Raw genomic sequence first — 26,173 nt, 5'->3', positions numbered from 1 at the left:
ACTTGATTGCATATAATATCAATCTTCATATATGTATTTCCATTTCTTTATTCGCGATAATCAAAAGTTCCTTCGCCTCCACTGGCATCTCTCCACCCAATGGTTTGTTCAAGCCAGGGATTTTGAGTTAACACACCGGAATTCAGCCCCATTATATAATAGTTTTGCTTCCAGTCGATCTGGGCTTGTTCTCCGTTGACATTATCCATGGGAGTCGGTAACTCCTCAAATTCAAAATTATCGCTATAGATTGTTGCCAATGACTGTAATTGTTCTTCAAAGTTACCGGCATCGGGATCTACAACAATATCTTCACGGATTCCTGCCAAAGGATCATCTGACGTAGCCACTTCATTATACTGCAAGTAATGTCCTGTCCGCTGTGTCCCATTAAGCGGTGTTACCCCCAGTTTTACACAGGTATTGTTACCGGCTGAGGCATCGTCATTATAAAGCATCCAGCGCTGAACATCCCAAAAGCGTTTTCCTTCATAGGCAAGCTCTACCCTACGCTCATATAAACAAGCCTCTATAGCGTCATATTTATCTGTTAATGTACCTATCCCGTAATTATTCTCAGATGGGATACCGACTCGGTTCCTGACTTTTCCCAAATAGGCCGAACAATTTGCCATATCTCCCATTGCTGCATAACACTCGGCAATATTTAGCAATAATTCTGCATATCGATATTCAAAAATATCGGTCCCTGAATACTCAAAACCGCTCTCATTGGTTACTTCAGTATTGGTCATTTTACGAACAAATACCGGGCTCGATACCTGGTTATTATCGCTATAATAGGTATTGTCGCTATCATCTACCCAACGGTATGCCCAAACGGCAGACTCCGTATCTTCTTTATACCCCCACTTGCTGCCTGAAAAAGCAAATGTTCTGTAAAATCGGGGATCGCGATCGAGAAAGAAAAGAAATTCATCATACCCGTTAGCTGCAGTTGGTCGTGAACCATCGGCCATAGGGAACAAGTCAATCATTTCTTTTGGGACTTCCTGCCCTCCACCGCCATCCTGACTGCTTAAACGAATATTCTGTTCCCATGAATTATTTAAATAACTGCTTGTATTACCGCTTCCCAATAGCTGTACCGTAACAGCTTCAGAGCAGAAAGTATTATCGAGCGAAAACATTTCATCCCAGTCTTTGGCTGAACTTCCGTATAATCCATATCCGTCTGCCGTTAACTGGCTTTCTGCTTCCAATCCAGCCTGTAGGGCCATTTGCCAACGTTCATTACTCTCCCAGTTTTTATTAAACAACGGACTGGCATAGGTTAACAACACCCTGGCCTTTTGTGCCAAAGCCGCTCCTTTTGTAAAACGCCCGTAATCTGCCGGTCCCCAATCTTCGGGTAACAAGCTTGCTGCCATGTCAAGATCTGCAACTATCTGTTCTACTACTTCTGTAACACTTGCCCTGGGTAATTTAATCTCTTCATCCGTAACTGATGCTTCCTGAACCGTGGTTACAATAGGAATTCCACCGTAAATACGCATCAAATCAAAATACTGAATAGCGCGGAAATAATACATCTGTCCTTTTGCCTGGTTGCGAAACTCTTCATCGAGATTGGCTCCTTTGACATCGATCTCTTCCAGTAGGGAATTACAGTCCCTTATCCTATGATAAGGTTCGTTTTTCACCTTGTTCTCCAGCTTGGTTCCATAGTAACCGGAAGCATCGTCTGCATCCATAAGTGTAAGGGTCGGGTTAATCAGGTCACGAATACCTCCTATCTCTTCAGTCATTCCGGAATAATCACTTGTATAAGCCCCGACCAGAATGGACAACGGAGATGTATATCCCTGAAAATAATCGTAATACACATTATTGATATACCAGTTTACACGTTCTTCACTTTGGTAAAATGTATCGTCATATTCACCATAGTTCTGCTTTTCTTCTAAAAAGTCATCGCTACAAGAAGCACTGATGATAACCAGTAACAGTGCCACACTTATATATATATTGATCTTTGTTTTCATAACTGCTATTGAATTAAAATTAGAATGTAACGCTCAAATTCACCGTCCATGTTCTAAGTGTAGGATAACTGACGTAGGAATTATCATACATATTGCGATACTTGTCGGGATACGGATTATAGAGATGCCATAGGTTATACCCAGTTACTCCCAATGAAGCATTCTGTATAGCCAGTTTGGATAAAACACTTTGAGGAAATTCGTAACCAAGCGTAAGATTTTTCACTGAACAACTAAAAGTATTGAGCTGCCAGAAATCTGATGGAGCTGCTATATAATCATAATAAGCCAGGTTAGGATATTTTCCGTCTACGTTATCATCCGGGTCATACATATCTGTCCAGTAACTTTCATGGGCCCACATATTATGGGAGGAAGATGTTCCCTGTTTCACTATATCAATAGCCCTGTATCCGCCCCAGGAGGTACTGATCTGGGTTCTCATATAGAGCGACTTATAATTCATTCCCAGATTGGTCGTAAAGCCGTATCTTCTGTTCTTATCCACCAGTTTGACGTAATCCAGATTGTCTGTAATTCGTCCATCCGGACCAGCTTGGGTACCGGTCTCGCTATTAAAATCACCTCCAACGTCCTTATAAGCCATCATTCCTTTCTGCAGGGCATCTACCGAATTTATATCAAAATACATGGGGTCAACACCGGCATTATTGGCTCGTTCAGTTAAGTATCCCCAATATTTCTGAATATCTTCATCCGTACGTAAAATACCGTCTCCCGTAGATGTTTCTTTCCATGTCTCAAATCCCCATGTCGGATAAAACAATGATGCTCCTTGCTGCACAACGTTGTACGACGGATGCTGAAGTGCTTGTTCGGGATATTCTTTAACCTTGTTATTGGAAATTCCGAAGTTCACACCCACATTATAACCAAAATTATCATTTATCTGGTCTCTCCAATTCACACTGACTTCTGTTCCCCAGGCATCAACAGCTGCATAGTTCTGTTCTGCAAATCCACCTCCTACTGAAATCGGAACCCCTGCGGTACCGGCCATATCGGTCAGCATATCTGTGGTTCTGTCATAATAAAAATTGGTCCCTATCTGCAGTCTGTTTTGTAATACATTGATGTCAAGCCCCACGTTGTGCTTAATGGTATTGTCCCAGCGTACATCTCTGTTTGGCGTTACCTTGGGTGATAATCCGCCTCCCAGTTCTCCACCGTTCTCTCCGAACTGAAATCCTTTATCGGTATAAAGATCATAGTATTGCATCCATCGCCAGGCCTTAATATTGTCTTTTCCGGTTTTACCGATGGAATAACGTATTTTCAAGTGGTCAACCCATGGAAGGGCATCCCGGAACCAGTTTTCTTTAGACATGATCCAGCCCACCTGGACTGAAGGAAAGAAACCCCAGTAATTTTCGGGTGCGAATTTTGTGGAAGCATCGCTACGGAAAAGAAACTGAAATAAATACCTTGATTTATAACTGTAGTTTACCCGTCCCAGGTAAGAAAGTGTCCCGGCCTCTCCTTTATACGAGGTAGAGTTATCGGACAACTCCCCCGCAGTTTCATGAGTACCCAGGTAATCTGCAGATGTTCCCTCATAAGCTAAACGTGTACTTTTATAACTTGACTCGGAGCGCTCCATACCCACCATAGCACTGATATCATGGTCCCCGAAAGTCCTTGCATAATTAATAAAGAAATTGACCTGTGTACTTTTATTATCATCATTATTATAATAAACCCTTGAATTACGCTCGTTGGTCTCTATCTTATAATCGGAATCTTCGGCTGCGCTGGCCAGGTGGTGCCCTTCATTATTATAATTTGTAATTCGCGCCAATGTATAAGGTAACTGTACCTGTTCTGTACGAACGGAACTCTCACTTCTGGCGAAAGTTCCCTTTAAAGACAAACCTTTAATGAAAGGCACTTTATAGGTCAATGATGCATTGACATTATACGAGAAATCTTCAGTAACCTGCTTTGAACCGTTGTTCAACGTAGCAAAATAGTTCCAGCCCGCAATAGTACGGTTGGAGTTTGCACTTTGAAGGTTACGATCCGTACGCGGAAAAGGGGACATCCAGTACTGTTCACCGTTAACCATTGTTTGCCAGGGGATATATCTCGGCATGTGAAGCAGGTATCCATAGTCCGCCTGCTCTCCCCCTCCCGCCTTGGAACCGTAGCTGCTGTCATTTATATTCGCTGCGGCTTTGGTAAACGATTTTTCAACATCTCCCGTATTCCCCGAGACGGAAACCGACAAGTCAAAACTATTGGAAATTTTCGCATTGATCCCGGTACGGAAGTTCCATTTCTCATAGCTCTGCTCTCCGAGATTGGCTCCCTGTGTAAAATAGGTGGTTCCTGCAAAATAAGTAACTTTTTCACTTCCCCCGCTTACGGTAAGGGCATGTTTTTGCTGTCCGGCAGAAGACCAGGCTTTATCTAACCAGTTATAATCCAGATTTTTCATCTCTTCCAATTCTTCGGCAGAAAAAAGGTTTCTCCCCTCATCATCCCTGTTATCGGCCTTTAAGAACCTGTTGTGCCACAGACCATATTCATAAGCACTCATGGTTTTGCTATGGCTAACAGCATCATTAAACGAGAACTGACCGTAATAATTGAATTTGGTCTTTCCGGGTCGCCCTCTTTTTGTTTTGACAACGATAGCACCCTGTGAAGCCCGGGCACCGTAAATAGCCGCTGATCCGTCTTTTAAAACCGTAATGCTTTCTATCTCGGAAGGATCTAACCGGTTAAATGTTTCCAGTGTTGGCAAACCGGTTTCGGGATCGACCTGGATCATATCATCGATCACTACCAATGGAAGGGTGGTATTTCCATCTTTTGAAAATCCGAAGGTCTGGCGGATCTGTATGCTGGCAGCTTCGCCGGGACGACCGCTTCCTCCTGAAACGGACAAGCCGGGAACCCTTCCTACCAATGCCTCAGACAAATTAGAGACCGGCAAATCCACAACTTCATCCACATCAATATTCTCCACAGCACCGGTAAGATCTTCTTTCTTCTGTTCTCCGTATCCCACAACAACCACCTCTTCCAATTGGGCGTTATCCTCAACCATTCTAATATCAAAAACAGAAGGCCCCTCTACTGCTCTTTCCTGGGATTTCATTCCTACAAAGGAAAAAGACAGGATATCACCTTCGGAAGCCTCGATTTCATACTCCCCGTCAAAATTAGTAACTGTTCCGGTATTGGTCCCCTTAATCAAAATAGTAACACCCGGAAGTGGATCTCCCGAGGTATCGGTAATTGTTCCTGATACGGTAACGCCTTCCCCATCTTGTGCGCAGACAACGATACTGCCGAGAAAAATAAAGACCATCAGCAACTTCTTTAAATGTTCGTGTTTCATTGGTTAATGGTTTTGGTTAATTATTCATAAAATAAAGTTCTCGAATCCCATATAATCGATTGACTATGACACAATTAAAATCTGTAATCGATTGCATTAGTGTATGGAATACATTTATATAATAGTAAACAACAATGCCCTGTCTTCTTCCTCCCGATCTTTTAGGGGAAAGACGACTAAAGTGAAATAATAATCTGGTAATTATTTCGGTTCAATAATGATGAATAGTCAAATATCCCCAACGGTTTTTAAAAAAGTGTCCTGTACTGTACTGCTTTTTGCATTTTTATCTGATCCGCTAACTCCTGATCGAAAACGTTTTCGTTCGTATTCAGGATGAATACTGAGTTCAGCACATTTTTCGAAAAAAGCTACCTTTTTGTTTCCGCTGAAAAAATTTTGTTTACAACCCAATCTTACCCTGGAATTCCGGTAAATTATATTGTAAGATCATCAATATGGCAACCAGACGGTCATCTCTCCTTCTCCACGGTTTCCCCAGGTGAAATAGGGCACAAATTTCACAGGAATACCTTTTTCCTCTGTTTTCAAAGGACGATATAACGATTTCTTCCACTTCCCGCTCTTTATTCCGGCCGTTGCTTTTAATGTCACCACCTTCCTGTCGGCTATCGACCGTTTTTCAAGATCAAATCTGGTCTCAGGGTCAAGTACTATTTCATTTATTCCGGTATTCGCGGGTATATCTTCTGATTCCAGACAATATACCAGCGGTCCCCTTTTTACAGCCACCTGGTTCCTGGCTTCTTCCACCAGCGGATTGGCTTCCATCAGGGTTACGGGCATGGGCAGGTTTAACACGATCTCATCGCCGCTCCTCCACTTCCGGTTCAATGCTGCATAGGTCCCCGGCCTGATATCCCGTACGGCCTTCCCGCCGTTTACCCGTATGTCCGCACCTTTGCACCAGCCAGGAATACGGAGAAAGAGCCCGTAAGGTGCTTCCGGGGTCTTTTTTATTTTGAGTGTTACCTTTCCATCCCACGGGTAATCTGTTTTTTGTTCAACCGATATTTCCGTACCGTCCGGCAGAGCGGTGGTGAGCGTATTGTTCCCGTAGAGGTTGACATAAAGGCCCTTTCCGGATATGCTGTAAGCATAATTGTTAACTTCGGCCAGGGTCCGGGTGACATTGGGCGGACAGCAGTTGGACAGGGCTATATAGCCTTTCCGGGTATTGCCCCAGCGCTGTTCGAAAGGCAGGTTGTCGGTGACCAGAAGCGGGTTGGTGTACAAAAATTCCGTTCCTTCCAGGCTAATGCCGGACAATACGCTGTTGTAGAGGGACAGTTCCAGGACGTCGGCATATTTTGCCTTGCCGGTGATCTGCAGCATGCGCCAGTTCCACAATACGTTCCCGATATTGGCACAGGTCTCGTTGTGTGCGGTGGCATTCGGCAATTGATAGGGGCGGCCGTAGGCCTGGTGAATCTTCTGTACTTCGGCGGGATCGTAGGATGTCCCGTCCGGAGAAACCCCGTCATACAGGGCCCCGCAGGCTCCGGTGATATACATTTTGCGGTACACTACATCTTCCCAGATGGATTTGAGGTTTTCCAGCAATACCTTCTCCCCGGTCTCGGCATACAGGTCGGCCACACCCGCATAGAGGTAATTGGCCCTCACCGCGTGGCCCATGGCATTTTTCTGTTCCCGGAAAGGTATCCTGTCCTGGTTGTCGTCCGTACCGTCATCGGTAGTTCCCCTTATGTCGATAAGATTTTGGGCCAGTTCCAGGTACCTGTCATTCCCGGTGGTCCGGTACATTTCCACAACACCCATGTAGTGCGACGGACAAATGGCATTTCTCGCGAGTTCGGGAGAGGCTTTTTTATAAAAATCATAGAGATAATCGGCTACACCTTCCGCCACTTTCAGGAAACTGTCTTTTCCCGTGGCCCGGTAATGCACGCAGGCTGCGGTCATCAGGTGACCCATGTTGTATTTTTCAAAGCCGAGCTGCTTTTGCAGTTCTTCTTCGCCCAGGGTGCCCCATCTTTCTTCGATCAACACCGGGGTATGCAAATAGCCGTCCTTACGTTGTGCTTTGGCTATGAGCGAAATGGCCTTATCCATTTCTTCGTCCAGCTTTTTATCTCCGGTAGCGGCATACATGGCGGCCATGGCTTCAAATAACTTGTAGAAATCACCGTCGTGAAAGGAAGGGCCGTCGTGTTTTCCCTTCATCAGTCCGGCTGCGATCTCGAAATTGCGATAGGCATGTGTGGTTTTGGCATCGTGATAGAGTTTCCACATAAAGGGCAGGGTGTTGTTCTTCTCTACCTCAAACTGTTCTTTCCAGAAGCCACCGGTCCAGGTCACATCGTCCAGGTCTACGCTTTTCAATTTGGCATAGGGGCTCCCGGAGGTGTTGACCAATGCTTTATCCTGGGCATTTGCATAAACTGCGGCCAGGATAAACGGAATTATAAAAAATCTGGTTTTCATTATTTGGTTTTTTTAATATTGTCTGCCTTAATGTTCTTGTTGCTTTATTAAGTCTCCCCCCCTGTGTCCCCCCTAAAGGGAGGAGCAATAACGCTTTTTAACAGATATAAATCCCCCCTTTAGGGGGGACACAGGGGGGGTGTTTCTATTCCACAAAAACATTCACCCTTCGGGTCATGGTATCGCCGGAAGCATCCTTTACCTGTATTTCAAAATATGCCATTCCCTTTTCGGCGCCTTTGAATCTTATTTTACCTTCCGTTACAGAGGCACTAACATTTTCTTTGTTGACGATGGTGTACTCCGGCCCTTCCCGGTATCCCCTGAAAAGTGCTTTTGCACCCAGGGAGGCTTCCCCGCCTGCTTCAACAAAATAGTGCGGTTGTGCTATCCAGTCCAGGTAGTGGTCCAGTTCCGTGAAGCCGTCCCTGTTTTTATCGGTGTTCGTATCGGAAAAATCACCTGCTCCTGAATCCGGGTTCAGGCCGCGGGCCTTTTCCCACCAGTCGGGCAGGCCGTCGTGGTCGGTGTCCCAGTCTGCGGGTCGTTTTTCTTCCGGGTAATCTTCCAGTCCGCCCACATCTTTTTCCGTATCTATCATGCCCCCGAGTGCACTGAATTTGCCCTTGTAGGTGTAAGTACTATCCATGGTTTCCCGCAAGATCCGCTGATCATGTTTATCCAGGGGGAGATTGGCTCCCACGTCGGACAGCACATTTTTGTATGCCGCACGAGCCGGTTGTGTGGTTACATAGCTTTTAAAAAACGGCTGGTCGACAAAAGTTTCATAGTCCACAATCTCTCCGTTCGAGATGCGCGATCTGCGTCCCTTTTCCTGATTATTTTCATCAAAGTACCCCGGCATTACGTTCCCGGAAAAGTAGGCTCTTTGTATTCCCTTACCGACGCCCTCGTGATCCATGGTCAGGGCGTAAAAAAGATCGGTTGCCGGACCGGGTTTGTAATAATTATTCTCAAATACTACTTCGTGGGCACCCCCGTCTGTGGTCCGGTGCCCCCAGTTGTACACTACATTGTTTCGCATATCCAGACGGCCTGTGTAATAGCCATCTCCGCTCAAACCGCCGCCCATACTCCAGTTCCGGCCGTAATTATGGGCCAGTAAATTGTGATGAAAGCTTCCTGTATTCCCTCCGATAGTCGCTGCATATCCGTGCATTTTTCCTTTTTCGTACTTATCGTGCCCGGCTACGTTCAGTGCCTCCGAAATTAATGTGCGCTGCAGGGTGATATTGTGCGCGCCCCTGGAACTAAAGCCTTCGTCAATGGTCCAGCTTACCGAGCAATGATCTATAATGCTATGGTCTGCGCCTGTAAGTCCCATGCCGTCATAGGTTGTTCCCGATCCGATCCGCACACGTACAAAACGCGTTATACAGTCATCCCCGGTCAGGCCGACAGGCGCCCTGGTAATTACAATTCCTTTTCCGGGGGCGGTCTGGCCGGCAATGGTCACATATTTATCATTCGCGATCATTCGCGATTTCAGCCGGATCTCGCCCGATACCCGAAAGACAATGGTCCTCGGACCTTTTTCCTCTTCAACGGCATATCGCAGACTTCCCGGGCCGCTGTCATTCAGGTTGGTCACTTCAACCACTTTTCCACCCCGGCCGCCAATGGCAAACCGTCCGTAGCCTTCCGCCCCGGGAAATGCAAGCTGGGCAGGCCTGAAAGACCAGACTGTTCCTCTGGTGGTTTCCCCGTTCTCATCCGTTTCATCCACTCTCCAGTAATAGGTCTGCATGGAATATAAGTCCGACACATCATACGCATTGGTGTCCATCTCTCCCTTGTACTCCTCGGAAGTTGTCTTTGCATTTTGTACAGCCGTCTCCGATGTGCCGAAATACAGTTGATGTGAGGTGTTCCCTCCGGGCGATTCCCACTTTAAGGTCAGGTTCCCGTCAGCAGCCACATGCTCGTCATTGTTTTCCGGAAAAGGGTTCCGGGCCTGTTTCATTTTATTCGGATAATCCAGTTCAAAACCATTTACCACCAATTTCTCTCCCGGCTCTTTACTGACAAACCGGACCGTTACACTTTCGTCCTTCTTCACATGAAACCGGGTGTAAACCATCGCCGCATCAATAGTGGATGTAGATTTATGTGTGGGGCGGACCATTTCTACTTTTTTACCGTTCACAAATATGTCCACAGGAGAAATATCCGTCGATTCCTGCCCGTCAAACCGGTTGTGAAAACTCAACAGGGAATGTGTCCCGGGCGAGAGTCCCCGAATAATCATTTCCAGCTCTCCTGTTGCCATGAGCCCGTCACTCACCAGCCGTGCATAATGCGGGGCCTGTATGTTTGTTTTATACCAACCGGACTGCATATCTCCATTCAGCTGAACGGTAATTTCACCGAATTCCTTTTTCAGATCTCCAGCTTCCCCGATTAACCACGGTTCATATTCCGGGTCATGAACTTCTCCCAGCTTTCTGCCGTCAAAATCAAAGTCGACTTTTACCTGCTGTTTTTGTACGGTATTCTCCCTAGCACATTGAAAAGCCGCCGAAAGTATCGCGATAAGCAGCAATGCCCTGCCTATTTTAGTTTTCCTCATGAGTTCCATACTTTTTTATTTTTTCTGAATTCGAAAGATTGAACATATTGATGACGTCATTTTCCCTTTGCTTCGGAATGACGTTGAGCATTTTCAGTTCTCCGTTTATAAGCTTTGCTTCCACGGTGGTATTTCCGGGGGCATGCAGTTTGAAATGCACATCCCAGCCTGCCGGCCAGGCGGGAAAGAGGTATATTTTTTTATCCACCGCCTGTAACAGCATTTCCTGCATGCCTATCATCCCCGAGCCTCCCCGGTTGTGATCGGGAACCCAGTCGAAACCGGGGCCCCAGAACGCGGGGAACCTTCTGCCGGAATCTGCCATTTTTTTCAGGGTGAACCGGGCTGCTTCATTGGTCATCCCCATCCGGGCGGTGAATATGTTGTCCTGCTTCCAGCCTATGTGACTCCGGAATTTTATGGCATCGGGGTCGTATTTCCATGTATTCTGTGCCGTTTCCAGCCCGGGTCTGCCCACACCGTAAATTCCCCAGGGGAAAACAGGATAGAGTTGCGGTACTTCGGTATTGTTTACCCTTTCCCAGAGTCTGGCCGGGCTCAGCACTTTATGTCCTTCCATTTCCCGGTAATTCAACGGCGGGATACGGCCCGATACTTCCCGGATATACGCAGTTCCGGTATCGTTCAGCATCCCATAGGGCAATTCCAGCAGCCGTTGTGTAATCACCCTTAAAGCGGATATGGTGGCATTGGCATTGTAGGTCATTTTATAGGTTTCGGCGGCAGAACCGGGGTACAATACGAGGTGACCGTTCTCATCCAGTGCTTTTGCCCCTCTTTTACGGGCCAGGTATTGGTAGTGTTCGTCAAAAAAACGGATACAGCTTGTGACAAAAGGCAGGTATTTCCGGATATCATCGCCGTTGTACCGATGACGTTCGAGCATCATCAGGCAGAATTCGAGCACGGTATCCCACTGGTACTCCAGCCAGGCGTTGTACTGCATGCCGGGGTCGTAGTCTTCGGGGCGATCCCAGCCGTATTCGGAAGGGTTGGGTAATCCGAAATTTTCCAATTGCTCCGTAAAAGAAGCCCCGTTGTGATCCCAGTAGACCTTGCTGCGCAACTCGGCATTTTTCTGCAGGTCCAGGTAAAAATCCAGCTGGGCATCCATCATGTCGAAATCCCCGCTTTTAAGCATCGGGAAATATACGAGGCGCTGGTTCTGGGCGGTCATTGTTCCCCCGCCCCAGTTCCGGTGGTCGGGGGTGAATTTCAGGGTAGAATCAACGTACACGGGATCGTAGGTAAAAAGTCCGCCGTTGAACTTGGTCGGATATTTTCCGTAGGCATTACAACCCAGCATATAACGGAACAGCTGGTAATTCCGGCCGGTCTGCCATACAGAGTCTTTGGAAGTACTCCCCTGTTTTTTGACATAGATAAAACTCCGCTCCCAGAAATTATGCCACCACGCTGCGGTCCGCTTTTCCCTTTTGGTGTACTTTTCCCTGTTATATGTTGTTATATTTTGCTTCAGCTTCTCGTGCCAGGACTCCACCTTTTCTGCCTGTCCGGTATGCAGGTAGATATGCAGTTTCTGACGCTTTACCGGGTCGGGGGTATATAATTTCCAGGCCTTGAAACCGGTGTCCCTGTACTTTCCCGTCGTCGTTCCCTCCGGCCGCATGCCCGGCGCGGAAATATAACCGCCGGACGTCCGGCGGGCCAGCGGATTGAACATTTGTTCTTTTACGGCTTCCATGCCCTGCTGCTTTACGGCCACATCAAAAACCGTCTCTTCCCGGTTGCGGTGGTAGAATTTTATCCCGTTACCTTCGAAAAATACGGAATCCCTGTAGGTGATAATATCTCCCTGCGGTGCCCATTTGTAGGAATTGGCATTGTTGGCCTTCCCTTCTACTCTTCTGTTTTTATAACGCCAGTTCTCATAAAAGGCACTGACGAAAACGGGGGCTGAACTTTTGATATCGGCATGGATCACGGGTGTAAAAACATCGACCCACAATTTGACCTGTACATTACCGCCCTCTATTTTCACATAGCCGTCCTTTAATACCAGCTCCTGTTTAAAATCCTCATCAAAAGGGTTGGGCTCCAGCCTGATCTTCATTCTCCCCTGTTTTAACAAGGTGTTGTGTTCGTCGAAAGTACCGCTCCGCGAAATATAGAAATACAGGTCGCCCTGCTCCACCCAGACATTCAAACCGATATCGCCGCCGCCCAAAGGCATGGACTCCGAAGCGTTTTTGCTCTGCTCCGTCCATACGGAGTTGTAGTCCTCCAGCACCGGGGTTTGTGCCCGGGGGATGGCGGTGAGGATCAGTAGTATGTATGGTAATTTGTTTTTCATGTTGCAGGTTACAAGTTGTATAGTTTGTTTTTGGGATTACGCAATGGTTTGTGCCTGGTCAAACCCTCTCCCCATTGCTTCGCTCGGGTACCTCCCTTCGTCTGAAGGGAGGAGTTTTTTATTGTTTTTTCTACCATCATAATTTAGTCTTATGTCATTTACTCTCATTCGTCTCGACACCTCTAAAACTACCCCGTTCAATCGTCACCGGTCCCAGTAACCCGGCTTTCAGCAATGGGGTGTTTTCCAGCCGGAAAGGTGCCGTGGTGCGGGTAAGCCTTTTTTCTTCCGGCAGTTTTTCATCACCGATAAGCCTGTTGGCCCAGGTATTGGTCACTTTTATGACGAGTTTGTTCTTTCCCTGTTGCAGTGCTTTTGTAATATCCACGCGGTGCGGATAGGTCCAGATGGTCCCGCAATCCGTGCCGTTGAGGCGTACTTCGGCTATATTGGCTATTTCCCCGAGGTTCAGCCATACGTTTTCTGTTTTTCCGTTCCAGTCAAAGTCTTTTTCATAAACCGCGGTCCCGGAATAGTAGCGAATGCTGTCGTTACCGGAAGTACTCCAGTCAAAAAGCGGGGCGGTTACGGGGGCTTCCGGTCCGTGGAAAGCAGGATCGAAAGTGATCTTCCAGTCGCCTTTTGCTTTTTGCACTTCGGTGTACTCGTTCCAGTTCGTTCCTTCGTCGCGGGAGGTTTCCCCGGTTTTTTCCCTGAATCTCACAAACACGGAAGCATTTTTATCCAGTAACAGCGGGATCACGGTACGCCCGTTTTTTATGGTCCACCGGTTCAGGACGGTAGTTTGTCCCGTTACAGGGTCATACAGTTCGGGGACTTTCCCGGTCACCCGGAAAGCAACATTTACGCTTCGATTCTGTTCCTCCTGATTGGAGATAAAATAAATATCTTCCGAATCCGTACGGCGGTGGGCCCAGGCCATATTCCTCGTTTCCACGTCCTTTTCCGGGGTGGTGAATCGTATGTCCGGCGCAATCCCCAGTGGACTAAAATTGCTTTGCCGGTACGGAAGCATCACTACTTTTCCTTTCCCGATCTCATGAATACGGGGCGTGCTCCCCGCTGTGCCGTTATCCTCCGGCCATAATTCCCGGATAATGGCCTCAAACTTTTTATTTTTTCCCTGCATGTCAAGTCCGGGCATCCTTTCGGGCCTTTCACCGAGCAGTACGGTAGCCCCTTCCTTTACGAGTTCCAGTATTTTTTGCGCCACCTCAACGGACATCACGGGGTTGGGCGACATTTTCCTGCTTCCGGGAAAAACCAGGACGCTGTAACTGATCCCGGCACCAAAATTCACTTTGCCGTCCTTCACTTCGGCACGGTTAAGCAATACATCGGGATTGAACGAATCGTATTTGTACCCGTACAGGGGATCGATCCAGTCGGAAAGATCGGTCATATTGGCCGAGTGCGTCACTTCTTTGGGCATTCTGGCCAGCGGCTGCCCTTTATTGGCCAGTCTTTCCTTTTCCCTGTTGACGATATCCCCACCGAATACACCGGGTAGGAAAGGGACCAGCCGGTCCGGGAGTACGGCTCTCGAGGGAAGTTCTTCACCCGTAAACACGGCCAGGTCAATAACAGGTTTTCCCTTTTGTAAAAGGAACTGTACCCGCCGGGCATAATCTATCCATGCCTTTCCGGGTTCCCACCAGGTCTGGTCGCGCTGCAGGTAGGTGCCTACGCCGTCCAGGGTCATGCCCGGTTTCCGGTCTGTCCAGGGGTTATGCACAAAAACATGGTAGAAAAAACGGTTGATGCCCAGGGCATAATTCCTGTCGCCCAATGCTTTCAGCTTACCGGGATGTTCGTCCCAGTCCATGCGGAGTTCGGTATAGGCTTCGGCCTGTACGATATCCTTTCCGTAAATATGTGCCCCCGAAACGGCGTCGAGTATGTCGTTGGGTTTATCGTGTGTCGGGCTTTTTAACCAGAACTCCCCGCCGGGATAATCCACATGCTGAAAGTGTTTCAGGGCATCGCTGACCATGGTGGGTGCCACGTTTTCGGCACTGAATTTCACCCCGGCCTTTTGCGCTTCTTCGGCTATGGTCCCGAAAAAATTATCGGCCAGCAGTTCCGATATGGTCTTGCGTACGTCATACAGTACTTTTTCCGAAGTCGTAACATCATCGAGGGGAATACCGGCCATGACCGGGAGGTAACCGACCAGGTCGTAGCCCCTTCGTTTCCTGAACTCTTCCCGGAATACGGGCGACCAGTTCTGGCTGCCGCATTCCCAGCTGTCTATGTGTAATATTTTCAACACCCGGGAAGCGAGTTCCGGCCCGGCGGTACGTATGGCCTCGCCAAACCATTGGTCGAACTGGAAACGGACAGCCTCTGGATTGAACTTATCGACCTCCAGCCCTTTTCCTCCGCCCCCGGTGGCATTGGTATGCCCGGTGGAGATATGGGCAAACCGCATGATCTTCCAGCGGCCGGGAGGGGCATTCCAGGAGAGTTTTCCTTCCGGATCGACATGACTGCTGATATTTATAAGTTCTTCTTTAGCGATACAATCTTCTTCCGGGATGTAACTTTTACCGGTTTCCGGGCTGATCCTCCATACCGCCCCGGATTTTCCTTCGTACTGGTCTATCAGGGGTTCTTCGGAAAGCACAATACCGCTGACCTTCAGGGCGGGTTTCCACTTGGCTGCATCAAGGTCTTCGGCACCGGGCTCCGAACCTTCGGGATCGTAAACAAACCGGAAAAACCGGAAAGTCACGGGATTTATACTGAACGTATAGGGCGCATCCGTATCCTGCCAGCCGTGGCGCGGGGGGTTCAGGCGGGTGACCTTTTTAAAGTTTATACCATCTTCACTTGTTTCGATTATAAGACGGTGGGCCTGGTAATTATTTCCCCTGGTGTGAATTGTTATTGTCCTGCAGGTAAAGGGTTGGTCAAAACTATATTGTATCCACCCTTTTTCATACATTTTAAAATTCCCGTCTTTTCCGGGATCGGCCAGGAATGCCGGGTTTTTGCCTGCCAGGCTCGATGTTACTTCCGGTTGCAGCCGGGCGGTGCTCCGGTAGTTTTTCTTTACGGGAAGGGCAAAAACGGCAATGTCCCTGTAATACCCTTTATAATCCGGGGGTGCGGGGAGCCGGATATCGAGTTTGTTCCCGCCTTCCACAAGGGTATCAGACCACACCACTTTCTGCATGGATAGTTCCGGGGTGATCCAGGGTCCCCCGGCTACGGCAAACCCGTCGGAAGCGTGCATGGCCAGCTTTATGCCGAGACGGTCGGCTTCGGTCATGGCAAATTTTACCATAGCCCACCATTCGGGACTCAACTGCACCACGGGCGGATCGATCAACGGGGGATCGGCCGGTCCCTTGATGGCCATCAGGTACGCTCCGCCTATCCCTGCCGCTTTCATGGCTTCCAGGTCGGCAGTGATGCCTTCCCTGGAATACGCGGATTGCATCCAGTACCAGTACACCCAGGGCCTGGACGATTCGGTGGTGGGCTGAAAACCGGCGCCTTTTTTCTCCCCGGGGGGGTTACAGGAGAGTATGCTCAACATGAGCAGGATGAACCATGGTGTTTTGTTTGGTTTTTGCATTTTCAGTATCGGCGTTTCTGGTTGCAATAAAGGATTTCCGGGGGACGCCCCCTCTGCCTTCGGCATCTCCCCCTCAAGGGGGAGAAATTCTTTTTCTTTTATACTTCAATTATCTTATTCGTATTTTTATTCGAATCGTTGTAATACGGTGTCGAATTCTCCCGTAAACGGGACAATGTAATAGCTGTAATGGTAATCCCCGGAAGGGATCTGGTATTTTTCCAGGGGTTGGCCTACATCTGACCAGCTGTCGTTGCCGCCTATTCCCATTTGTTTCAGGTCTATATTTACCGTTAAAAATCCGGCGTTTTTCAATTCATGGGTGTGCCTGGCTTCATCAATGTTCTTTTCGGTGTAGGGCCAGGCACTCATGCTGAGTGGTTTTTCACGGGCCATTATCAGTATTCCCTTCTCTTTTTCCGGGGGTGTAAATGCCATCCACCGGACATCGGTACGGTTGCCGTTTTCCTGGGGCATGACATAGGGTTCCGTAAATTCTTCCAGGGGAAGGGAATACCGCCCTATGCGAAAACCGTGATTGCGGTCGATATAATTTTCCAGGGGGCCTTTTCCATACCAGGAAACCAGGTCGTAAGCCCGGTTTATCCCTGTCTGCATCCCTATTTTGGGGATATTCGGTAAATCTTTTGAGGCTTTCAACCGATAATCGACGCGGATCGTGCCATTGCCGTTTACGGTATAGGTCACTTCTGCTTCGGCCTTTCCCTTAATGATATCGTAACGGCTACTGACCTTTATTTTACTTTTGTTTTCCTCCCGGATATTTACTTTTTTCAGTTCGGGGACGGCTTCGTACCAGGGTCTTAATTTTTCGTGCGGTTTCCAGCCTTTGCGGTCATTGTCGGTCAGCGGACGTGTAAAATGCGGCAACAGCGGTTGGGTTATCTGCTCATCTCCCTTAAAAATATATGAGGTCAAGGCTCCGTTCTGCCTGCTGAATTTTATTTGGAAATCTTTGCCCTTTATCTCAAAATAGCGATTGGTCTTGTTTTGTTGGAGGGGAGAAATATTTTCCTCTCCGGACATTGCCGGGATATTACGTTCTTTGAGTACAAACTGGTCGGAGGCCACTTCATGGCCTTTCGGGGCCCATTCCCGGTCTTCGGAAAGCCGGAAGGAGATATTCAGAAGGTATTCGGGACCCTCTTTTAATTCGGGCAGGTAGGGAGCCATGTTCAAAAGCGTGTCTTTCCCGGCCTGCAGGGGGAAGGGTTTACATTCTTTTGTCCATACCTGTTCTCCGTTTTCCAGGAGTTGCAGCACGGGGATATATGTTTCCAGCGATTTATCCGGGTGGCGGTTTTTAACCCGGATCTTTAAATCGTCCGCAAGCCGGCTCCCTACGGGCTGAAAGATCCATTTGCATTCGTACATGGCTGCTTTGGGCCTGCCGTCGGAGGCGGCAATACCGTTGATATTGAAATTCCCGTCGTGCAGCTTTTCACCGAAATCGCCCCCGTAGGCATAGAACTCCTTCCCGCTTACGGAATCGGTTTTCAGCAGACCCTGGTCCTTGAAGTCCCAGATACATCCGCCCATGACCCTCGGTAAGGACCGGAACTCGTCCCACATCTCCTTCAGGTTCCCGGTGGAGTTCCCCATGGAATGGGCGTATTCCACAAAAATGATCGGCCGGGTGTCTGCTTTCCGGTCAACCAGCAGTTTGGGCGTGAACAGCCCGGGATAGAACCGGCTTACCATGTCTACAAAAGGTTCGTCGGTGGGATTCTCTATTCTGTGCGCGTGATCTTTCGGATAATCGGGATGACCGGGGGGCAGATATCCGTCCATAGCCGGGTTGCCTTGTGCGGGTTCGTAATGTACGGGGCGCGTAAGGTCAAAATCGTGTACCCAGCCGGCCATCGCGGCATAGGCAGGGCCGTTCCCGGCTTCGTTGCCCAGGCTCCACATCACTACGGAAGGGTGGTTCTTATCGCGCTGTACCATACGGGTGAGGCGTTCCATGTGGGCATGCAGCCAGCGGGTATCGTTGGCCAGTTTTCCGCCCAGTCCGTGGGTTTCCAGGTTGGCTTCGTCCATCACCATGATGCCGTAACGGTCGCACAGTTCGTAGAAATACGGATCATTGGGGTAATGACTGGTTCGGATAAAGTTAAAATTGAACTGTTTTATGGTCTTTACGTCTTCTTCAATATCTTTTCGTGTGAGCGCCTTTCCGCGTACCGGGTGATGATCGTGGCGGTTTATGCCGTATACATAGGTCTCCTTACCATTGATAAGCAGTTTGCCGTTTGATTTGGAAAACTCCACCGACCGGAAGCCTACTTTACTGCTTTTGACCTCTTCGATCTCCCCGGACGGATTCCGGAGGATCAGCAGCAGGGTGTACAGGCTGGGATGTCCGGTACTCCACTTCATCGGGTTGTTTACCTCCGCTTCGAACATTCCGAATCTGACATTGTCCAGCCTGGGATAGCTTTCGTTGAGGATATCCTCCACATCCTTTTCCATCGGCCGGGCAAAAACCTTACGGTCCTCGGGGTCATAAAGCTGCACCTGTAATTTATACCCTTTTATACTGTCACCCGTAAGGTTTTCTATTTCAGGGCGCAGTTTAAAGAGGGCATCGCGATAGTCTTCGTCCAATTCCGCCTGCCAGAAAAAATCCTTTATTCTTATTTTAGGTTCGGCCATCAGGAATACTTCGCGCTGTATGCCGCTCATCCTCCAGTGGTCCTGGTCTTCGAGATAGGAGCCGTCACTCCAGCGCAGCACCTGTACGGAAAGGATATTTTCGCCCTCTTTCAGATAGGGTGTTATATTGAATTCCGACGGCAGAAAACTGTCTTCCCCATAGCCTACAAAATTCCCGTTAAGCCATACCCGGAATGACGAGCTGACCCCGCCGAAATGCAGCGTGATATTGTGATCCTTCCAGTCTTCCGGAACGGTAAATGTTCTTTGGTACGATCCTACGCCGTTATAATCTCCGGGAACAAAGGGCGGGTTTACGGGACGAAAGGGATATACGGCACTTTTGTAAATGGGAATGTCGTATCCCTGCAGTTCCCAGTTGGACGGTACTTCGATCTTATCCCATCCGCTTATCCGTGTCCTGTAAAATTCCCGGGGTGCTTTCCCGAGGTTTGGGGCATAGTTGAAATCCCACTGCCCGTTGAGCATTTTCAGGCGGCTTTTTTCCCGGTTTCCTTCCAGGGCGTCTTCTACTGTTTTATAGGAATAGGCCGTGGTACGGGCAGCATCCCTGTTCAGGCTGGTCACCAATGGGTCTTCCCAGGGCGTGTTAACAAATTTGTCCGGTGGCCTGGGTATTCCCGCAGGTTCGCCCGTTACCGTTTGTGCCCATGCACAATACCCGGAAAGCCAGAAAAATACGGTATGGAAAAACAATTTATTCATCGTCCGGTGTTACAAAATGCATATCGCTTTCTCCCATGTCTCTGGAAGTGGCTACTGCTATGCCCCGCTGGTCCTTTTTGTTGACGGCGCAATAGAAATGGTACACCACGCCGTTGTGCTTTACCACGAACGATTTATGCGCAAAGCGGTTGTCATAATCCTCGGAGGAACTGATCAGGTCTTCCCCTTCCCAGTCCTTCCAGTGGATCAGGTCGTTGGAGACGGCAAAACGGTTAAAGGCGCCGTCTTTCCAGAAGGCCCCGAAGTAGAACATCACCCACACATCGTTGATACGCTGAATATAGGCGTCGCCTGAAATTCCCTTATGATGATTGATGACAGGGTCCTTGCCGAACCGTTCCCAGTTTTTCATATCGTCAGACACCGCCATGCCGATACGTTCGGCGCCATGTGCCGGGTTAATACTGTCTCCGCGGGCATTGTAGTACATGATGAAACGATGCCCGGTTTCCCTGTTTTCATCCCTTATCACGGAGTTTTTGTACATGGTGCTGTTGTCCCACCAGCTTACGTCCCTGTCTTTGGGGGTAAGTACGGGTTTGTCGAGCCGTTTCCATTCGTGTACTTCCGTCGGGGACTGTTCGGTATAAGCCATGCCAATAGACAATATCCCGGCTTCATAACCCCGGCTGTCCCCGCCGAAATAACTCATCCAGTATTTGCCGTCGTATTTTTCCCAGGCATAGCTGCCTCCCCATTCGTTGTCCTGAAGGGCGATGTACCCGGCTTTCTGGTTGACATCCCAGTCGGTGGTATCGGAGAAGGACATGATCTTTCCTTTTTCTTTCCAGTGCAGCAGGTTATCGCTTTCGGCCAGCCAGGTTTCGTAGCCCCGGCCATCATACATCAGGTAGGTCATATACCATTTACCGTCTTTTCTGAAAACACTCGGGCAATCCATTTTCAACGAATTGTCCGGCGGCACCATGACCAGACCGTATTTGTAAGGCGTTCTGACCTCTTCGTATATTTCCTGCATGACCTCGTCGGTGATCTCCTTTTTCTGATTTTTCGGGGTACAGGCGGCCAATATCCCGGTAAAAAGAAGGATTATTGTCCGGTATGTTCTGTTTTTATTCATTTTCAAAAGTTTTTTCGTGTCATCGCGAGTCCCGATAGCCATCGGGACCGACCAAAGGAGGCGAAAGCCTGCCCTGATCCCGGTCGAAGGGCGGCGATCTCATGGAGGCTGGTAGCATACCTTCAATACTTCGACAGGCTCAGCAACAGGCACGCGCATATCTGCCGGGAGACTGCCGACGCTTCGCTGGCAGTGACGTGTATTTTCAACTTTATTCCCATTATCAATTTGCTTTAAATTTCATATATACCGTATGCTTTTTAGCTCCTTTTATCCATTGTGGCTGAGATGATGGTCCTACCAGGTCTGTGGCGTTTACCTTGTTCCTTACGGCGGGAATGACATCAAAGAATGCGATCCCGGTTTGCGGCAGGGTGTAGAGTAAGGCATCCCTTCCGTCTCTCGGGGTGTATACCCCCAGGTAGGTTTCCGGGTTTGCATTGCTTATCCGGATTTTCCCCTGGTCGGTGCGGAACACGGCCCATTGCCACTGGTTAAAGTATCCTTTGAATTCCGGGTATATGAAAGATTCCCCGGGAACAGGGTCGTTGTATTCATTTTCCCATACATCCAGCGCAGTTCCACGCAAACGATTTTGCCATACGCGATACGGGCCTTTGCCAAGCCATTTTATCCCTTTCATTTTTTCCTCGGGATAGTCGAAAGAAACACCGACCAGTTCCACCACGCCGTGGTATTCGTATTCGTAGTCCAGTTGCACGGTGCCGTCTGCTTTTACGGTCCATATCACTTTACGGAGCGGCCCGAAATAATCGGCCCTGACGATCACTTCCCCGTCCTTCTCTTCTGCCGAAATACGCTGTAATTTTTCCTCGTATGCTATTTCCTTATAAATCCGGTCTTCCCCTTTTTTGGCTTTTTTGTCTACGGTTCCGTCCAGGGTCCTGTCCCCTCTCCGCGCAGCGATAAAACGGGGGCCGTTCTTAATATCAATTACTTTCCCGGATTGCATTACCTGCACCAGTTTCCCGGTTTTCCGGTCTATCTGCAACCGGGTTTCCGAGGCTGTTACTTCGTAATGATCTTTTGTTTCTTCAAGAGAAACCGTTCCTTTTGTTTTTTCTGCCGGTTGCGGTTCCTCTATTTTCCAGGTATAGGCCCAGGTCCACAGTTCTTCCCCCTGCGGGCCGAGTGCTTTCAGGTAAAGTACATCGGCCTTTTTCCAGTCCCCCGGAAGGTCGATACGGAACTCCCCGGAGGTATGGGGAGCGATATCCGGGCCTTTAACCGTTTTTTTCCGGATGGTTTTGTGCCCGCTCTCCGGGTCTTCCGGTTCGGGGAAACGCGCCAGTTCCCATTCAAAGGTACAGCGGTTGATATTGGTAAAATCGTAGCGGTTTTCCAGTTGGAAAATACCATCGAAGTCTGCGGGCAGCTTTTCTTTATTAGTGACTACTACAGGCGACCATATTTCCTTTATGGTATAAAAACTCCCCTCTTTTTTGTGATGTGGCCCTACGATACCGTCGGCACCGAAATTTCCCTGGTTGTCTATCCGGCCGTCCTGGTCGGTACGGGCAATACCTTCGTCGGCAAAGACCCAGAGGTAACCGCCGCCGCTCCGGGGGTGTTTTCGCATGACTTCCCAGTAATCGTTCAACCCGGCTCCGTGACCGCCGTCGTACAGGCCGTGCAGGAATTCCGTGGGCATAAATATTTCTTCTCCCCGGAAATATTCGAGTGTTTCGCCATAGGAACGGTAGTGCATGGTTTCCACCCCGTTCAGTTCCTGCTGCGGATGCAGTACGGGCCTGTGCTGTATGTCCCAGATCTCAAACTGGTTGTCGAGGTTGGTATTCCAGCCGCCTTCGTTCCCGTTGGACCAGAAGATGACGGAAGGATGATTGAGATCGCGGGTCACCATTTCCCGGACCAGTTTCTTTCCCACGGCATCGTCGTAATGTCCGTGCCATCCGCCGAGTTCGTCCATTACATAGAGCCCCAGTTCGTCACAGGCATCGAGGAATTCCGGGTCCGGGGGATAATGGGACAGCCGTACGGCGTTCATGTTCATTTCTTTGATAAGTTTTACATCGGCATAGTTCAGTTCCCTGTTGAGCGTTCGCCCGGATTCCGGCCAGAAGCTGTGACGGTTCACTCCTTTCATCAGTACGCGCTGCCCGTTGACGTAAATACCCTCCCCTTTTTTGATCGCTATGGTCCGGAAGCCAAAGCGGTCGGACACCTTGTGCAGAAGCGTATTGCCTTCGTACAGTAAAAAATCAATGTGATACAGATTCGGGGTTTCGGCTGTCCACTGTTTTATATCGTTGAATGTTCCGGACAGCCTTACCCGGTCGCTTCCCGGGGAAACCACTTCTTCCAGGGTCTCTTTCTTTTCTTCTTCGGCATCGATGATGACTGCCCTGACCTTGAGTTCCGAAGTTCCGTTACCCAGAAATACATCAGCAGAAAAACTTCCGTCAGCTTCAGCCTTTATCGCCGTACGGTCTATATGCCGGGAAGGAAGTGCTTCGAGGAAGACAGGACGGAAAATACCGCCGAAATTCCAGTAATCGGCCCTTCTTTCGGCCAGGTTTATGCTTCCGTTCTCCGATTCCTTGCTTACGGTCACTTCGAGCAGGTTTTCCTTTCCGTATTTCAGCAGGTCGGTAATATCGTATTTAAAACGGTAAAAGGCGCCCTGGTGTTTCTCTCCCGCCGAACGGCCGTTGATCTTCACTTCGGTATCGGTCATGGAACCGTCAAAAACGATCCGTACCCTTTTCTTTTCCCAGTCCCGGGGAACGGTGAATTCATATTTGTATTCTCCTATCTCATCTGCAATGCCTTCGGGGTGAGGCTTGCCGTAGAACTTAATCCCGTACTGGTATTTTCCGTAACCTTCCTGCTCCCAGACGGAAGGGACATTAATGGTTCCCCATTCCCCGCTTTTTCTTCCCCCGGAGATTTTGAATTCCCAGGTTTCGGTAGCCCCGTAGCCCCTGCCCGAAAGGTAGCGGATCTCTGTTTCCCTGCTCTGCTGTTGCGCATCGACATGAAAGGGGAAAAGCAAATAAAGAAAGATGTACAAGAGAACTATTGGCTTCATCATATCATTACTTTAAGTGTTTGTATTTTACCCGGTATGTCTTTCCAGGGGCTATTGTCAGCTGGTAAATATGGTCCCCCGTTTTTACGGGTTTTGCTCCCCTGCATTCCGGGACGTTCCTGCTTTTAAAGACCAGTGTTCCTTTACCTCCGGCCCCGGTTACGCGTATTTCATTCCGGCTGCAATACACCGTTATTTCCCCTTCGGGGGCCGGGACTTTTCCTTCCATCCATTTCAGTCCGCCGAGCTCCGGCCTCACTTCATAGGTGGCATATCCCGGGGAAGTGGGTTTTACGCCGAGGTAATATTTTCCGAACAGGTAAACCGGGCTTGCCCCCCAGGCATGGCAGAGGCTCTTTCCGAAAGGGCGTCCGTACATGGCAAGCTGGTCTGCGCCTTTCTCCTGCGGATCGTATTTTTCCCAGAATGAAGTGGCGCCGAGTTCGAGCATGCCGCCCCAGTAGTCGCGTATCTCGTCCAGTACGTATTCCTGTTCGCCCATTTCGCAAAGGGCTTCGAGTTCGTAAAAACGCATATAGGGCGTGGTGATCTGCTGTACTTCGTCATTGAGCAGTACGTTTTGTTTTACGCCCTGTTCCTGCTGCTCGTCCAGGTAACCGAAGAAAATGGCGAACATATTGGTGTAGCGCGTTATCTTGTCTGTCGTTTTTCCATCGACACGATTGTGCAGGAAGGCCTGTTTTTCTTCGGACCAGAATGCCCTGAAAATATCGTCTTTTAATTCGGCAGCGAGTTTTTTGTAGCGGGAAGAAGCATCGGCATCGTCCATGATCCCAGCACACAACGACATGGTTTCCAGGCTTCGCGCCAGCAATAACTGTTCAAAACTCACTTCGCCTTTCTTGCTCAGTCCGTCGGCCCAGTCTATGAACACCCAGTCGCCGGGCAGACCTTCCATCATGTTGTTATCATTCCGCCTTTCGAGGCAAAAATCCATCAGGCTGACCATCCTCGGGTATACCTGGCGGATAAACGCCTTGTCACCGGAATAGCGATAATAGTCATACACTCCCAGGAACCAGTAAAAGGAATAGTCCATGATGGTGTTGATATGGCTGTTTACCGGGTCTTTTCCCCGCAGGGCGAAGAGGGTCCGTTTTACCGACGGGTTGTCGAAGAACAGGTAATAGTTCATCAGGTAACTCTGGTAGGCATCGCCGGACCATATCCAGCGGTCGCGCTTAATGCCGTCGATAAAAAATTCACGGGTAGTCAGGTGCATGGTATAGGCCGATACGTCCCATATTTTATTCAGGAGATCGTCCGAACTTTGAAACTCGCCCCGGTATTCCAGCGGCAGGTATTCGTACTGCATGGATACGGAGTCGAGTTCTATACCTCCTTCGGTACGTACCTGTACATAGCGGAATGCTTTGGAGTTCTTGAGTGTATACACTTCCGGCTGTTTGCCGTTAAATCCAACTTCATCGAGGGTTTCACAGGCTTCTGCGGACCTGGCTTCTTCTTCCGACTCTCCGTAGTACAGTTTTACTTTTCCTTTTCCCTTCAGGCCGTGAAGCCTCATATACCCGAAGGTTTCCTTTCCGAAATCCGCAATAAACCCGGCGCCTTCCTCCTGTACGGCAACGGTGTACTGCGGTTGGGTTGCGAGCCGGAATCCGGAAGGCAGGGTTTCGGCAGTGTTGAAATCCCAGCTTCCGACCTGTTGCCATTCGGTACCCGACTGCCCGGAAGCCCGGCCGGACTCGTCTATCCATTCCTTGTCCTCGAAAGTGACCTTCCAGGAAGGATCACTCTTCAGGTATTGCCCTTCCACAAACAATGCCGGGGTCTTTTCCTGGTTGTACACCTTAATCGTAATGCTGTGTTCTCCCGGCGGGATGGTCATTTTTTCCGGATCGCCGGAATACATTTTTCCGTCAAGCTGGATCTTGCATTCTCCTTCGGCCCTGATCATTACGGTATCGGTTTCCGGAACAGAAAATTCCTTATTGAACGTGACCAGTGCATACGGGCTGTAATACCGCCATAAAGGCGGGAAAAATGCGCCCCTTTCGGTTCTGCGGGCCTGCATCTTGTTGCTGAGCCATATTTCGTAATCGCCGGGGTACCATATCCAGGTGGGTCCGGGGTGGTTTTCCCGGGCATGGGCCTGAGGGAGCTGCGATATGATCGGGAGGATCATAAGGATGAGGAGGATGTATGTTTTTTTGTTGGTCATAATTTTTTGGGTTTATTTTTTT

Annotated in this window: 10 protein-coding genes; all 10 read right to left on the bottom strand. The window is 49.0% G+C overall.

Annotation, left to right across the window (positions count from 1 at the left end; translation table 11 throughout):
• Positions 1-47: 47 nt before the first annotated feature.
• The 10 genes from LS482_RS19005 to LS482_RS18960 all read right to left on the bottom strand — a co-directional run bounded on the left by LS482_RS19005 (position 48) and on the right by LS482_RS18960 (position 26,151).
• Positions 48-2,006 carry a RagB/SusD family nutrient uptake outer membrane protein gene (locus LS482_RS19005; RefSeq protein WP_233029096.1) on the bottom strand — a complete coding sequence of 653 codons (1,959 nt, stop codon included), beginning with the start codon at positions 2,004-2,006 and terminating at the stop codon, positions 48-50.
• A gap of 19 nt (positions 2,007-2,025) precedes the next feature.
• Positions 2,026-5,373: a SusC/RagA family TonB-linked outer membrane protein gene (locus tag LS482_RS19000; RefSeq protein WP_233029095.1), complete on the bottom strand. Its 3,348-nt coding sequence runs from the start codon at positions 5,371-5,373 to the stop codon at positions 2,026-2,028.
• Between the two features lie 453 nt (positions 5,374-5,826).
• The gene (locus tag LS482_RS18995) at positions 5,827-7,842 is read right to left on the bottom strand and encodes an aceric acid hydrolase (protein ID WP_233029094.1); all 2,016 of its coding nucleotides are present in this window, start codon (positions 7,840-7,842) and stop codon (positions 5,827-5,829) included.
• A 145-nt stretch (positions 7,843-7,987) separates the two neighbouring features.
• Complete coding sequence (locus LS482_RS18990) at positions 7,988-10,432, bottom strand: pectate lyase family protein (protein ID WP_233029093.1); 2,445 nt, start codon at positions 10,430-10,432, stop codon at positions 7,988-7,990.
• Positions 10,419-12,767, bottom strand: coding sequence for a DUF5703 domain-containing protein (locus tag LS482_RS18985; RefSeq protein ID WP_233029092.1), 2,349 nt, complete (start codon positions 12,765-12,767; stop codon positions 10,419-10,421). Before LS482_RS18985 ends, LS482_RS18990 begins: the two co-directional genes overlap by 14 nt.
• Positions 12,768-12,921: 154 nt before the next feature.
• Positions 12,922-16,371, bottom strand: a complete 3,450-nt coding sequence (locus LS482_RS18980) for a glycosyl hydrolase (protein WP_233029091.1) — start codon at positions 16,369-16,371, stop codon at positions 12,922-12,924.
• A gap of 126 nt (positions 16,372-16,497) precedes the next feature.
• Complete coding sequence (locus tag LS482_RS18975; RefSeq protein ID WP_233029090.1) at positions 16,498-19,773, bottom strand: glycoside hydrolase family 2 TIM barrel-domain containing protein; 3,276 nt, start codon at positions 19,771-19,773, stop codon at positions 16,498-16,500.
• On the bottom strand, positions 19,766-20,875 hold the full coding sequence (locus LS482_RS18970; RefSeq protein WP_233029089.1) for a glycoside hydrolase family protein: 1,110 nt from the start codon (positions 20,873-20,875) through the stop codon (positions 19,766-19,768). The genes LS482_RS18975 and LS482_RS18970 overlap by 8 nt, the downstream gene beginning before the upstream one ends.
• A 223-nt stretch (positions 20,876-21,098) precedes the next feature.
• Positions 21,099-23,951: a glycoside hydrolase family 2 TIM barrel-domain containing protein gene (locus LS482_RS18965; protein WP_233029088.1), complete on the bottom strand. Its 2,853-nt coding sequence runs from the start codon at positions 23,949-23,951 to the stop codon at positions 21,099-21,101.
• A 4-nt stretch (positions 23,952-23,955) separates the two neighbouring features.
• On the bottom strand, positions 23,956-26,151 hold the full coding sequence (locus tag LS482_RS18960) for an alpha-L-rhamnosidase-related protein (protein ID WP_233029087.1): 2,196 nt from the start codon (positions 26,149-26,151) through the stop codon (positions 23,956-23,958).
• Positions 26,152-26,173: the final 22 nt, after the last annotated feature.

This window comes from Sinomicrobium kalidii (assembly GCF_021183825.1).
GTDB classification, from domain to species: domain Bacteria; phylum Bacteroidota; class Bacteroidia; order Flavobacteriales; family Flavobacteriaceae; genus Sinomicrobium; species Sinomicrobium kalidii.
This window is presented reverse-complemented; position numbering and strand designations above follow the sequence as displayed.

Bases quoted from the DNA above. Each gene is read 5' to 3' on its own strand.
- LS482_RS19000 (WP_233029095.1), bottom strand. From the start codon at position 5,373: ATGAAACACGAACATTTAAAGAAGTTGCTGATGGTCTTTATTTTTCTC.
- LS482_RS18995 (WP_233029094.1), bottom strand. From the start codon at position 7,842: ATGAAAACCAGATTTTTTATAATTCCGTTTATCCTGGCCGCAGTTTAT.
- LS482_RS18985 (WP_233029092.1), bottom strand. From the start codon at position 12,767: ATGAAAAACAAATTACCATACATACTACTGATCCTCACCGCCATCCCC.
- LS482_RS19005 (WP_233029096.1), bottom strand. From the start codon at position 2,006: ATGAAAACAAAGATCAATATATATATAAGTGTGGCACTGTTACTGGTT.
- LS482_RS18990 (WP_233029093.1), bottom strand. From the start codon at position 10,432: ATGAGGAAAACTAAAATAGGCAGGGCATTGCTGCTTATCGCGATACTT.
- LS482_RS18970 (WP_233029089.1), bottom strand. From the start codon at position 20,875: ATGAATAAAAACAGAACATACCGGACAATAATCCTTCTTTTTACCGGG.
- LS482_RS18965 (WP_233029088.1), bottom strand. From the start codon at position 23,951: ATGATGAAGCCAATAGTTCTCTTGTACATCTTTCTTTATTTGCTTTTC.
- LS482_RS18980 (WP_233029091.1), bottom strand. From the start codon at position 16,371: ATGCAAAAACCAAACAAAACACCATGGTTCATCCTGCTCATGTTGAGC.
- LS482_RS18960 (WP_233029087.1), bottom strand. From the start codon at position 26,151: ATGACCAACAAAAAAACATACATCCTCCTCATCCTTATGATCCTCCCG.
- LS482_RS18975 (WP_233029090.1), bottom strand. From the start codon at position 19,773: ATGAATAAATTGTTTTTCCATACCGTATTTTTCTGGCTTTCCGGGTAT.